Annotated in this window: 12 protein-coding genes; all 12 read left to right on the top strand. The window is 62.6% G+C overall.

Annotation, left to right across the window (positions count from 1 at the left end; translation table 11 throughout):
- Nucleotides 1-446 (top strand): GDP-mannose 4,6-dehydratase (locus tag B0919_RS23065; RefSeq protein WP_139362336.1); only part of this gene is annotated, 446 nt, incomplete at its 5' end.
- A 37-nt stretch (nt 447-483) separates the two neighbouring features.
- Entirely contained in the window at nt 484-1,908 is a 1,425-nt protein-coding gene (locus B0919_RS23060) for a lipopolysaccharide biosynthesis protein (protein WP_317043912.1), read from the top strand.
- A gap of 79 nt (nt 1,909-1,987) precedes the next feature.
- Nucleotides 1,988-3,190, top strand: coding sequence for a glycosyltransferase (locus B0919_RS23055; protein ID WP_078014666.1), 1,203 nt, complete (start codon nt 1,988-1,990; stop codon nt 3,188-3,190).
- A gap of 66 nt (nt 3,191-3,256) precedes the next feature.
- On the top strand, nt 3,257-4,282 hold the full coding sequence (locus B0919_RS23050; RefSeq protein ID WP_078014665.1) for a hypothetical protein: 1,026 nt from the start codon (nt 3,257-3,259) through the stop codon (nt 4,280-4,282).
- Nucleotides 4,283-4,338: 56 nt separating this feature from the next.
- Nucleotides 4,339-5,238: a glycosyltransferase family 2 protein gene (locus tag B0919_RS23045; RefSeq protein ID WP_176133187.1), complete on the top strand. Its 900-nt coding sequence runs from the start codon at nt 4,339-4,341 to the stop codon at nt 5,236-5,238.
- A 38-nt stretch (nt 5,239-5,276) separates the two neighbouring features.
- Nucleotides 5,277-6,473 (top strand): glycosyltransferase, encoded by a 1,197-nt coding sequence (locus B0919_RS23040; protein WP_078014663.1) that lies wholly within the window; start codon nt 5,277-5,279, stop codon nt 6,471-6,473.
- Nucleotides 6,474-6,560: 87 nt separating this feature from the next.
- A complete protein-coding gene (locus B0919_RS23035; RefSeq protein ID WP_078014662.1) occupies nt 6,561-7,343 on the top strand; it encodes a 2OG-Fe(II) oxygenase in 783 nt (260 codons plus the stop codon).
- Nucleotides 7,344-7,411: 68 nt separating this feature from the next.
- Nucleotides 7,412-8,401, top strand: a complete 990-nt coding sequence (locus tag B0919_RS23030) for a glycosyltransferase family 2 protein (RefSeq protein ID WP_078014661.1) — start codon at nt 7,412-7,414, stop codon at nt 8,399-8,401.
- 91 nt (nt 8,402-8,492) lie between these two features.
- Nucleotides 8,493-9,635 (top strand): dTDP-4-amino-4,6-dideoxygalactose transaminase, encoded by a 1,143-nt coding sequence (rffA, locus tag B0919_RS23025; protein WP_078014660.1) that lies wholly within the window; start codon nt 8,493-8,495, stop codon nt 9,633-9,635.
- A gap of 14 nt (nt 9,636-9,649) precedes the next feature.
- On the top strand, nt 9,650-10,723 hold the full coding sequence (locus B0919_RS23020; protein WP_078014659.1) for a glycosyltransferase: 1,074 nt from the start codon (nt 9,650-9,652) through the stop codon (nt 10,721-10,723).
- 5 nt (nt 10,724-10,728) lie between these two features.
- Nucleotides 10,729-11,745: a polysaccharide deacetylase family protein gene (locus B0919_RS23015; RefSeq protein ID WP_217701067.1), complete on the top strand. Its 1,017-nt coding sequence runs from the start codon at nt 10,729-10,731 to the stop codon at nt 11,743-11,745.
- 15 nt (nt 11,746-11,760) lie between these two features.
- Nucleotides 11,761-12,561 (top strand): formyl transferase, encoded by an 801-nt coding sequence (locus B0919_RS23010; protein WP_078014658.1) that lies wholly within the window; start codon nt 11,761-11,763, stop codon nt 12,559-12,561.
- Nucleotides 12,562-12,623: the final 62 nt, after the last annotated feature.

Raw genomic sequence — 12,623 nt, 5'->3', positions numbered from 1 at the left:
AGCGCGACTGGGGCCACGCCAAGGACTACGTGGAGGCCATGTGGCGCATCCTGCAGCAGGACACGCCCGAGGACTTCGTCATCGCCACCGGCGTGACCACCACCGTGCGCGACTTCGTCAGGATGGCTTTCAACGAAGTGGGCATTGAACTGGCATTCGAAGGCGAAGGCGCCAACGAAAAAGCCCGCGTGGTGCGCTGCACCAACCCGGAGTACCAGGTTGAGGAAGGTTCCATCGTGGTAGAAGTAGACGAGAAATACTTCCGCCCGACGGAAGTAGAATTGCTTATCGGTGACCCGACCAAGTCGCAGGAGAAACTGGGCTGGAAGCCTACCTACGACCTGCCGGCCCTGGTGCAGGACATGATGCAAGCCGACTTGAACCTGTTCAAGCGCGACGCTTACCTGGTACAAGGCGGCCACAAGGTCTTCAACTACCACGAATAAGCGCTTCGGCAGCTTTTTCTTACCAATAGTTTCGTTCGTGGTAAAGCGTCTGCGGCACTCGGTGCTCACCAACGTACAGGCTCTGCGACAACCTGGTTCGTTTGTCCAGAATTTGGCCGTTACCTTTTCCGGGGCCGCCGCGGTTGCGGCGATTGGGTTCATTCTGACCCCCATCATGTCGCGCATTTACCCGCCGGCTAGCTACGGGCAGTTTGCCGTGTTCAACTCGGTGGTTGGCAACCTGAACCTGCTGACCACGCTGGGTTATCCCGGCGCCATGCTGCTGCCCCGGCACCGCAAGGAGTTTCTCGCGCTGGTCAACTTCATTATCCTGTTGACTTTGGCGGCGGTGTTGGTGCTGACAGGCCTGCTACTGTTTGCGGCCGAGCCACTACGACGTTTGCTGCACCTCGAAGGCGTAGGGGGATGGTTATACACCATTCCCCTACTGCTGTTGCTCTTCAACCTGAACGCGGTGATGTTCACGTGGTACACGCGTGACAAATCCTTTTCCAAGCGTGCCGGGGTAGACGTAGTAACCACGCTGGCGGGCCGCGGCTTCACCATCGGCTACGGCTTGTGGTCGAGCGGCAGTGTAACGGGCTTGGTGCTGGGCGAGTTTTTCAACCGAATTACCGCCTTTGTATCCCTGCTGTATGGCGGCATCTGGCGCAACGTGGGCGAGCTGTGGCACAACTTCTCGTGGAGCGACATGAAGGCGGCCGCCAAAGAGTACAGCAACTTCCCGCTGTATTTTCTGCCCGCTAACTACGTCGGAGCGCTGTCGGTGCAGCTGCCCATCTTTGCGCTGACCACGGGCTTCGGCTCCACGGTCGTGGGTCTGTACTCCTTTTCGGTAAGCCTGCTCGAGTTGCCAGTCAACCTGATTGGCAACGCCATTGCGCCGGTGTTTCTGCAAAAGGCCACCGAAACGCACAATGAGCAGCCGGAGCGCCTGCCTACCATCACGCTGGAGCTGTACTACAAGCTCTTCTACCTCGGGCTGATTCCCTTCGGCATCATCACCGTGTACGGCGACTGGATATTCCGGCTGGTGTTTGGAGCGCGCTGGGAAATGGCGGGTCTGTTTACCTCCTTTCTGGGGTACTACTACATTTTCAAGCTGACCTCGCACGCCACCGGGGGCATTTACGCCATCCTGGGGCGGCAGCGCTACCTGCTGCTTTCGAGCATTCTACTACTGGCCGTACGCGCCGTAGGCATGAGTATCGGCCTGCTTGCCAAGGACCTGAATCTGGCTCTGCTGCTCTTTGGCATTGGCAGCCTGCTGGTAAGCTTCCTGACCGACCTGCACATTCTTTACCTGCTCAAGCTGCCGGTTTTCAAGGTGGCGCTGCGCACGATTATCGTTACCCTGATTACCATCGTGATACTGGTGGGGCTACGTCTGGCTCTGCAGTCGATGTTTGGCTGGCCGGCGCCGAATCTGCACCTGCGCTAGCCGCGTCTGCCCAGCCTGTTTAGTTTAGGAACGTGGTGTATCGTTAGCCTAGCCTGAACCCTAACTTTTCAACTCCCCCATGCCAACCATTCGTGGAGCCAGATTCCGGCTTGCGCAAGCGTTACGTGCCGCTGCAGATCTGACTTTTCGGCCCGATGGCACTGAAATCCTGAATATCGGGGCTGAGCGCATCGGACCCAAGGGCAAGCGCGCCGTTATCATCTACACCATCCGGGCCATTCCCTACCACGTGGCGGGCGACGTGACCAAGTTTCCGCGCATCAACGAGCACACGATGTACTGGGAATCGGCGGAGATGGTACGCCAGCTCAACGAAGCCGGCTACATTGTGGATTACTACGACGCGTGGAGCAACTCGCCCATTGACTGGGACCAGTACGATTTGGTCATCGACGAGCAGGACCGGCTGAGTGCCATTCCGGAGCGGCGCCGGGCCGATATGACCAAGATCTTCTACTGCACCGGCAACCACTGGCTGTACCACAACAAAGCCGAACTAGACCGGATCTGGGCGTTTCACGAGCGGCACAACATCTACGTGAAGCCCGAGCGGCAGATTCCACCGCAGTACACGGATCAGAACGCTGATTACCTCACGTACTTCGGCGCCCCATTTCAGATTCAGTACTTCGACGAGCGGCCTAAGAAGCACCTGCTGAACATTTCGGCGGTGTATGAGCCCGAGTACCGCCGCAAGAACTACGACCAGGCCCGCAAGAACTTCATCTGGCTGGGTAGCCACGGCGCCTTGCTCAAAGGCTTGGACCTGGCGGTGGAAGCCTTCATGCAGACGCCTGAGCTGCACCTTTACATCTGCGGCAACCTGGAGCGGGAACTGCATTTCTGGAGCTGGCTCAAGCCTGTGCTCGACACGCACCCGAATATCCATTACCTGGGCTGGACCGACGTGGGCAGCGCCAAATTTGCGGAACTAGCGCACACCTGCGCCGGCACGGTATACGTCAGCTCCACCGAAGGCGGGGCCGGCTCGGTAGCCCAGCTCACGCACTTTGGGCTCATTCCCATTGCGGCGGAGTGCACGGCCGTGCGCGCCGCGGAAGCCTGCGGCACCGTCATTCGCAGCCAGGACCCCCTCGAAATTGTGCGGCAGGTGGTGCAGGCTACGCGCGAAGTAGCCGCGCTGCCCGAGGCCGAGCTGCACGCCCGCAGCCAGGCCGTGTACGAATTTGGGCGCCAGCACCACACCCGCGCCGCTTACGCACGCAGCTGGGCTGCCCTGATGGAAGAAGTTCTGCGCTAACCACCTCCCTGACGCGGCCGGAGCACCTCTGCGGCCGCGTGTTGCCCTTATTCCTTGGCTTTTCCGATGTCAGCTGCCGTTACCATCCTCGTTAAGTCGTTCAACCGCCCGTACTACCTCGACCGTTGCCTGCGCAGCATCTACGAGCACGTGAGCGGGCACTACCAGGTAGTCGTGCTCGACGACGGGACGCCGCCGCAGTATCTGGCCCGGATTGAGCAGCAGTACCCGCAGGTGCAGATTCAGCGCTCGGAGCTGTACGACGCGAAGGTGGCGCAGCTGGAGGCCCACGCTGCCGGCGGCCCCCCATTCAGCCTGCGCGTGATTCCCACCAGGCTCTGGATTGAGGGTGTGCAGCAGGCTTCGGATACCTTCTGCATGCTGGAGGACGACATCTGGATAACGGTGCCGTTCGACATCAGCGACATGGTGGCCTACATGCAGCAGCGCCAGATTGTGCTGACCAAAATGTACTGGGGTGGCGACCTGAGCAGCTTCCAGGGCAAGATGTCGACGGAAGGCCACGGCGTGCAGGAGTACGTGCCGGCCCTGCCCAAGGGCCCGGAATGGTTTACGCGCATGTTGCTGCTGAACACCTTCAAGTCGCACTCGGTGCTGCACCGGCTGGGGCTGGTGAAGGAAGGCATCTACTTCCAGCTGCCCTTCTACGGGCTGTACTCGGTGGCCTCGGCCATCTTCGACAAGGCTTACTGGCTGCACCTGTGGAACGCCGGTCAGCAGCTGGCCGATGAGGTGCACCAGCTCGCGCGGGCCCTGCACTGGGCCAAGCGCCACCCTTCGCGCTTTGCGAAGGCGCAGCAGGAGCTGACACAAACCTCGTTTATTTCCTCGGCTACGAACACCTTCAAGGACGTGCACTTCGACGTAGTGGCGGCCAATCACGTGCTCAACGAGGCCTGGCTGCGTGGTGACTTCGACGTGATGCAGAACTACCCGCGCGACTTCACGCCCGCCTACCTGAAGCCCGTGTTCGAAGCTGCTGCCGATCCGCGCTGCACCTACGCTAACTGGCTGGAGTGGATCAAGCGCTTCAAGGCGCTGTATGCCAGCATGGGCGTAGTGGTCGATTAACCTAGTTTCACTGCGGGCCGCTATCAATCGGCAGCCTGCTTTTTCTCCTTGCTGTCGTGGCTGCTTTTTTCAGCATCGTAATTCCTACCTACAACCGGGCAAGTTTCATCGCGGCCACGCTGCGCTCCGTGCAGGAGCAGCAGTTTGCCGACTGGGAAGTACTGGTGGTGGACGACGGCAGCACCGATAACACCGCCGACGTAGTGGCCTCGGTGCCTGATGCGCGCATCCAGTACCTGCCGAAAGCCAACGGTGAGCGGGGTGCAGCGCGCAACTACGGCCTGGCCCGCGCGCAGGGCGAGTACGTGCTGTTTCTGGATTCCGACGACCGGTTTCATCCCGCACACTTGGCGGGGCTCTATGCCAAAATCCAGGAGCTGAACCAGCCCAACTTCATTGCGGCCAAGTACAACTTCGACCGCGACGGCGTCATTGCCGACAGCGACATGGCCACCATGGCCGAGGGCTGGTACGGGCTGGATACCTTCGTGCGCGGCAACGCGCTGGCCTGCAATATCTGCGTGCGGCGCCAGAACCCGAGCCTGCACAAATTTGAGGAAGACCGGCGCTACGCGGCCGTGGAGGACTGGATGTTCATGCTGGAAAACACCCAGCAGGACCGCGTGTATATCGTGGATACGGTGACCATCACCATGAACGACCACGACGCCCGCTCCATGCGCTCCGACAACTCAGCACTGGTGCGCAAGCTGCAGCTGGCCCTTACGTGGATGCTGGAGCGCGTGCAGCTCACGCCGGCCCAGCGCCAGATCCTGACCGGGCGGGTGTACTATCTTTGTGCCATCCACGCCTACGCCGATGGGCACCGCGCCGAGTCGCTGCGCTTCGCGCGCCTGGCGGCCCCGCATCTGCCGGGTAGCCAGGCGGCCATCCTGCTGGTGCGCTGCCTGGTGGGCCTGCCGGTGGTGGAGCTCGTTAAAAAACTTCGCGGCTAGCCTTCGGGTTGGTACGCTTGCCTGTTCTCGTTGCCGCAATGCGCATCTTATTCCTGAGCTACTGGGGCCTGACCGACCCGCTGACTATTTCCACCGTGTTTCCGCACCTGCAACTGCTCCAGCAGCGCGCCGACGTGGAAAGCGTACTGCTGGTGACCATTGAGCGCAACGGCACTGCGCCGGCTTTTGAGTTGCCCTTCCCAGCCGATAAAATCACGTACGCGCCGCTCGTCTCGGAGCCGGGGCGCAACGTGCTGCTGACCAAAACCGACGACTTTCTGCGCTTTCCCAAGGAACTGGTGCGCCTGGCTGCCGAGCACCGCAGCTCTTTCCTGCTGGCCCGCGGCGCGCCGGCCGGGGCCTTAGCTTACCTCGTGTGGAAGCAGAACAAGCTGCCGTTCTACGTGGAATCCTTCGAGCCACACGCCGATTACATGCTCGAATCGGGCGTGTGGCGACGCTACGACCCGCGCTACCTGTTTCAGCGGCACTGGGAGCGGAAGCAGAAGGAGCTGGCCCGGGGCCTGATGCCGGTGGCCGAAAACTACCGCCGCCAGCTCATGAAGGAGGGCGTACCGGCCGAGCGCATCGTGACGGTGCCCTGCTCGGTGAACCTCGCGGCCTTCGGCTACGACGCTACCCGCCGCGCGCAGGTGCGCACGCAACTCGGTTTCCCGGCCGAGGCCATCGTGGGCATTTACGTGGGGAAGTTCGGCGACATCTACTACGACCAGGAAGCCTACGAGCTGTTCCGGGCCGCTGCCGAGCATTTCGGCCCGCAGTTCCGCCTCATTGTGCTCACGCCGAACCCGCTGGATGAAGTGCGCGCCCGCCTGGCCGCCGTTGGGCTGGGCCCCGAAGTGAGTTTCGTGACCAAGGCCCCGCACCACGAAGTGCCGGGCTATTTGTCGGCCGCCGACTTTGCCTTTGCGCCCATCAAGCCCGCCGATTGCCGGCAGTTCTGCTCGCCCATCAAGGTAGGGGAGTACTGGGCCAGCGGGCTGCCCGTGGTGCTGACCGAGGGCGTGGGCGACGACAGCGACATCATCAAAGCCGAGGGCGGCGGGGCGATTTTCAACGTGGAACGGCCCGCCAGTATTCCGGCCGCCATTCAGCGCGTGGCTTCCATCCTGAACGAGCCGGATTACCGCCAGAAAACCAGCCAGCTGGCCGCTCATCACCGCTCCCTCGACCGGGCCCGCCAGGCGTACGCCGCGTTCTTCCCGGAGCGCTAAGCCAAGCCCGAGCCCAGCCGCTAAATACCTTGTAACTTACCCTAAGCGAACGGAACTTGCGGTTCGCTAAGTCAAGACCGCCGCGCTATGCAGGACGAACTGATTGATTTTGGAAGTCTGGAGCGTGCGCTGCCCGCCTTGCAGCAGCAGTGGCAAACGCCCGGCCGGCCGTTTCACTACCTCGTCTACGACGGGCTGCTACGGCCGCAGGCGGCGGAAAGCCTGTTGGCCGCCTACCCGCCGGTGACGCAGGGCGAGTGGAACGGCACCACGTACATCAACCAGAAGAACAAGTTTGCCCTGACGCAGTTTGGCGAGGAGCACCCGCTGCTGCAGCGGGCCTTTGACGAGCTGAACGGCCGCCGCTTTGTGCAGCTTATCGAGCAGATAACCGGCATCGACGCGCTGCTGGCCGACGACCAGCTGTTCGGGGGCGGACTGCACCAATCTATTACCGGGGCTTTCCTCGACGTGCACGTCGATTTTAACTACCACCACACCACCAAGCTCCACCGCCGGCTCAACGTCATCGTGTACATGAACCCCGCGTGGCAGCCCGAGTACAATGGCTACCTGGAGCTCTGGGACATGAAGGCCAAGCGGCAGCTCGAGTCCATCGCGCCAACATTTAACCGCTGCGTGATGTTCGAAACCAACGAGCACTCGTACCATGGGCACCCCAAACCGCTGGCCACGCCGGCCGGACTCACGCGCAAGTCGCTGGCAGTGTACTACTACACCCAGACGCGGCCGGCCCACGAAATTGCGCCCGAACACAACACGGTGTACGTCAATACGGAGGGAACCGGCGGCGTGCTGAAAAACCTGAAGTCGGGCCTGCGCGCGGCCGTGGAGCGCATCACCAAGTAGGGGCACCCACGGGCACCTGGGCCCGGTGGTAACGGCAAACCCGCCCGGATAGCGTATTTTGGCCGTTGATGTCCCTGCCACCCGATTCCACTGTTCCTTCCGCGCCGCTCTTGTCCGTGGTGAGCCCGGTGTACTTTGGTGCGGCACTGCTGGACGAGCTAGTGGAGCGCCTGCACGCGGCCCTGGGCCCGCTCACGCCGCACTACGAAATCATCCTGGTGGACGACCGCAGCCCCGACGAGTCGTGGGCGCGCATTGAAGCGCAGGCCCACCGCGACGCGCGCGTGCGCGGCATCCGGCTCAGCCGCAACTTCGGGCAGCACCACGCCATCACGGCCGGGCTGGCTGATAGCCGCGGGCAGTGGGTGGTGGTGATGGACTGCGACCTGCAAGACCGCCCCGAAGAAATTCCGCAGCTCTTCGCAGCGGCGCAGCAGGGCCGCTACAACCTGGTGCTGGCCCGGCGCGTGGCCCGGCAGGACAGCCGCTGGAAACGCTGGGTGTCGCGCAGCTTTTACCGCGTACTCTCGTACCTGACCGACACCGAGCAGGACCCCGACGTGGCCAACTTCGGCCTCTACGACCGGAAAGTGGTGGATGCGGTGCTTTCCATGCCCGAGCGCATCCGTTACCTGCCCACCATGGTGCGCTGGGTAGGTTTTCGGGTGGCCACCTTGCCGGTGACGCACGCCCGACGGCCGCAGGGGGAGAGTAGCTACAGCCTGGGGCGCCTGTTCGACCTCGGCCTGAACATCATCCTGGCCTACTCCGACAAGCCGTTGCGGCTGACCGTAAAATTAGGTCTGTCGCTATCAGCAACGGCCTTTTTGCTGGCGCTGGTTACGCTGGTGCGCTTTTTTCTGGGGCAGATTCAGGTGCTGGGCTACACCAGCCTAATTATTTCCATTTGGTTTTTCTCGGGCCTGCTGCTCTCGGTGCTGGGCGTAGTGGGTCTGTACCTGGGCAAAACATTCGAGCAGGTCAAAAACCGGCCGCTTTACATCGTGGATGAGCGCACGGACCGCGCCGACGGCTCCGGGCCGCAAGGGCGGCAGTAGGGTAGGGGCGAGTCTGGGGCAGGCCGGCGGCAAGTGCCCGGCCGGGGCGTTGCGCCCGCGGTGCTATCTTTGTAGCCGCTGAACCTGCGTAATGACCCTGCCTTTCATCCCTTTCAACAAGCCGTACCTGTCGGGCCGCGAGACCCGCTACATTGAGGAGGCGGTGCGTTCGGGCAAGATTTCGGGCGATGGGGTGTTTACGCGGCGCTGCCACACCTTTTTCGAGGCGCAGTTCGGCTTTCACAAAGCCCTGCTGACTACTTCCTGCACCGACGCGCTGGAAATGGCGGCCCTGCTGCTGCGCATTCAGCCCGGCGATGAAGTCATCATGCCTGCCTACACCTTCGTGTCGACGGCTAATGCCTTCGTGCTGCGCGGTGCTCGCATCGTGTTTGCCGACAGCTCCGCCGAGCATCCCAACGTGGATGCCGAGGCGCTGGAAAGCCTCGTGACGCCGCGCACCCGCGCCATCGTGCCGGTGCACTACGCCGGCGTGGCCTGCGACATGGAGGCGGTGCAGCAAGTGGCGGCGCGGCACGGGCTGGCGGTGGTGGAAGATGCCGCGCAGGCCATCGGCAGCCGTTATAAAGGACGGTTTCTGGGCACGTTCGGCGAGTTGGCGGCTTTTTCCTTTCACGAAACCAAGAACGTCACGGCCGGCGAAGGCGGCCTGCTGGCCGTTAATGATCCGCAGTACGCCGAGCGGGCCGAAATCATCCGCGAGAAGGGCACCAACCGCTCGGCTTTCTTTCGGGGCGAAGTAGCCAAGTACAATTGGGTGGATGTGGGCTCCTCGTTCCTGCCCTCTGATATCAACGCCGCTTACCTGTGGGCGCAGCTGGAGCAGCTCGACGATATTCAGCAGCGCCGGCGCCACATCTGGCAGCGCTACGAGGCCGCTTTGCAACCCTTGCGCGCCCTGGGCGTAGGCTTGCCGCACATCCCGGCGTACGCCACGGAGCACAACCATCACCTGTTTTACCTGGTGTGCCGGAGCCTAGCCGAGCGTGAGGCGCTGATCAAGCACTTGGCCGAGCGACAGGTGCTGCTGGTGTTTCACTACCTCTCCCTGCACCGCAGCCCCTACTACACCGCCGAGCACGACGGCCGCGCCCTGCCCTGGGCCGACCACTATGCCGACCACCTGGTGCGCCTGCCGCTCTACTACGAGCTGACGCCGGAGCTGCAGGACCGCGTCATCGAGGGCATTCTGACCTTTTACCAATACCGCTAATTCCGCTTTTCCTGGTGCGCATTCTGTTTCTGACGCCCTATCCCCACGGCAAGGCTCCTTCGCAGCGGTTTCGCTTCGAGCAGTACTTGCACTTCCTCACCGAACGGGGGCACACCTACCATTTGGCGCCGTTCCTGTCGGACGAAACCTGGGCCATTCTCTACAAGCCGGGCCACACCGTAGCCAAGGTGCTGGGTATTCTGGCGGGCTTTCTGCGGCGCTTTCTGCTGCTGTTTTCGGTGCCGAACTACGACTACGTGTTTATCCACCGCGAAGCGGCGCCCATTGGGCCGCCCGTCATCGAGTGGATCATTGCCAAGGTGCTCGGCAAGAAAATTATCTACGATTTCGACGACGCTATCTGGATGAAGGACCCTGCCGGCGAGCAGACGTTTATCAGCCGGCTGAAGTACCAGCAGAAGGTGGGCAGCATCTGCCGCTGGGCCTACAAGGTGAGCTGCGGCAACGCTTACCTGCGCGACTACGCCCGGCAGTTCAATCCGCACTCCATCATCAACCCCACCACGCTCGACACCGACAACCTGCACAACCGCATCCGCGACCAGTTCCGGCAGGAGCGGCCCGTGGTGGGCTGGACGGGCACGCACACCACCCTGCGCCACCTCGATCTGGTGTGGCCCGTGCTGGAGCGCCTGGAGCAGGAAGGCCATGACTTCGAATTCCGCGTGATTTCCAACCAGCCGCCCGACTACACTGGCCTGAAGGCCCTCACGTACCGGCCCTGGCAGAAAGCCACCGAAATCGATGACCTGGCCACTTTCCATCTGGGCCTGATGCCCTTGGTGGATGACGCTTGGGCCCGCGGCAAATGCGCCTTCAAAGCCCTGCAGTACATGTCATTGGGCATGCCGGCGCTGGTGTCGCCGGTGGGCATGAACACGGAAGTGGTGCAGGAAGACCAGAACGGCTTCGTGTGCGACACGCCGGAGGAGTGGTACGCCGCCCTGCGCCGCCTGCTCACCGACCAAACCCTGCGCCAGCAGCTGGGCGCGGCCGCTCGCCGCACCATCGTGGAGCGCTACTCCGTGGCCTCCAACAAAGAGAATTTCCTCGCGCTGTTTAGCTAAATCCTGTGGCACCGACACAACAACCCCACGCGCCGGCCAACGGGCGGGAAAAAGGCCGCTTCGTCATTTCTCTCGATTTTGAAATCAACTGGGGCGTGCGCGACCAACAGACCCTGGAGCAGTACGGCGCCAACCTGCTGGGCGTGCGCCGCGCCATTCCGGCCATGCTGGAAGTATTTCAGGAGTTTGGCCTGCGCGTTACCTGGGCCACCGTCGGGCTGCTGTTCTTCGACAACAAGCGCGACATGCTAGCCCATTTGCCCAGCGTGCGGCCTGAGTACGCCGACCCGAACCTGTCGCCGTACCTGGTGATGGACCAGGTGGGGGAGAACGAGGCGCAGGACCAGTACCACTTCGGCAAGTCGCTGATTGAGCGCATCCGGCGCACGCCGGGGCAGGAAATGGCTACCCACACCTTCTGCCACTACTACTGCCTGGAGCGCGGCCAAACGGCCGAAGCCTTCCGCCACGACTTGCAGGCGGCCGTGACGGTGGCCCGCGAGCAGGGCATGGAAATGCGCAGCCTGGTGTTTCCGCGCAATCAGTACAACCCCGCCTACGCCGGCATCTGCGAGGAGCTGGGCATCACGAGCTACCGCGGCAACGAGCACTCCTGGATTTACAAGGAGCGCAACGAGGAGCAGCAGACCCTCTACAAGCGCGGCGCCCGCCTGCTGGACGCTTACGTGAACCTCTCCGGGCACAACTGCCACAGCCTGGCCGATATTGCCCGCAGCTTCCCTTACAACATTCCGGCGAGCCGCTTCCTGCGGCCGTGGTCGGGGCGCTTCGCCGCGCTGGAAAGACTGCGCCTGCGCCGCATCCTGTCGGGCATGACGCACGCGGCGCAGCACGGGCTGGTGTTTCACCTGTGGTGGCACCCGCACAACTTCGGCGTCAACGTCGAGCAAAACATTGCCGTACTGCGCCGTATTGCCGAGCACTACCGGCACCTGCAGGCCACCTACGGCATGGAAAGCCAATCCATGGGCGACATTGCCGCCGAACTGCAGCGCCGCTAGTATCTTCTTTGATTCATGAGCCAATCCGCTACTCCTGCCCAGAAGATTGTGATTCTTGCCGGCCCCGGCGAGTCTACCGATATCCTGTTTCACGCCCTTGATAAAGAGTTTGGCGTGCACCGCATCATCATCGAAGAGCCCGTCAGCCAGAAGCAACTGCTGAAGCGCCGGGCCGAAAAGCTGGGCTGGAGCACGGTGGCGGGCCAGATCATGTTTAAGCTGCTGGTGGCCGCCCCGCTGCAGCGCAGCTCGCAGGCCCGCATAGCGGCCATCCGGCAGCAGTTCAGCCTGTCGGCGGCGCCCATCCCGGAGGACCGCGTTATCCGCGTGGCCTCAGTGAATGCGCCCGAGTGCATTGAGCAACTGCAAGGCCTGCAGCCCGACGTGGTGGTGGTCAACGGCACCCGCATCATTGCCAAAAAGGTGCTGACCAGCGTGCCCTGCAAGTTCATCAACACCCACGCCGGTATCACGCCCCTATACCGCGGTGTGCACGGCGGCTACTGGGCGCTGGCCAACAACGACCTGGCCCACTGCGGCGTGTCGGTGCACCTCGTGGACCCCGGCATCGACACGGGTGCCATCATTGCGCAGGCGCTGATCAAGCCCACGGCCGAGGACAACTTTGCCACTTACCCACTGCTGCAGTTGGCCGCGGGGCTGCCCTTGCTCAAGCAGGCTGTGCGCGACGCCCTAGCCGGTACTGTGCAGCTGAAGCAGCCGCCGGCCGGCACGTCGCGGCTGTGGTCGCACCCGACGCTGGCCGAATACATGCGCCACCGCGCCACCGAACGCCGCGCCATCGGCGGTGCGTAAGGCAGGTTTTTTTATAGAAAAGCGCGAAGCCCCGGTCACAAGGCCGGGGCTTCGTCGTTAGC

Source organism: Hymenobacter sp. CRA2, from assembly GCF_002007105.1.
Lineage (GTDB): Bacteria > Bacteroidota > Bacteroidia > Cytophagales > Hymenobacteraceae > Solirubrum.
The sequence above is the reverse complement of the archived record's forward strand: the minus strand, read 5'-3'. Positions and strand labels throughout refer to the sequence as shown.

Bases quoted from the DNA above. Each gene is read 5' to 3' on its own strand.
- rffA (WP_078014660.1), top strand. From the start codon at position 8,493: ATGACCCTGCCTTTCATCCCTTTCAACAAGCCGTACCTGTCGGGCCGC.
- B0919_RS23010 (WP_078014658.1), top strand. From the start codon at position 11,761: ATGAGCCAATCCGCTACTCCTGCCCAGAAGATTGTGATTCTTGCCGGC.
- B0919_RS23035 (WP_078014662.1), top strand. From the start codon at position 6,561: ATGCAGGACGAACTGATTGATTTTGGAAGTCTGGAGCGTGCGCTGCCC.
- B0919_RS23055 (WP_078014666.1), top strand. From the start codon at position 1,988: ATGCCAACCATTCGTGGAGCCAGATTCCGGCTTGCGCAAGCGTTACGT.
- B0919_RS23030 (WP_078014661.1), top strand. From the start codon at position 7,412: ATGTCCCTGCCACCCGATTCCACTGTTCCTTCCGCGCCGCTCTTGTCC.
- B0919_RS23040 (WP_078014663.1), top strand. From the start codon at position 5,277: ATGCGCATCTTATTCCTGAGCTACTGGGGCCTGACCGACCCGCTGACT.
- B0919_RS23050 (WP_078014665.1), top strand. From the start codon at position 3,257: ATGTCAGCTGCCGTTACCATCCTCGTTAAGTCGTTCAACCGCCCGTAC.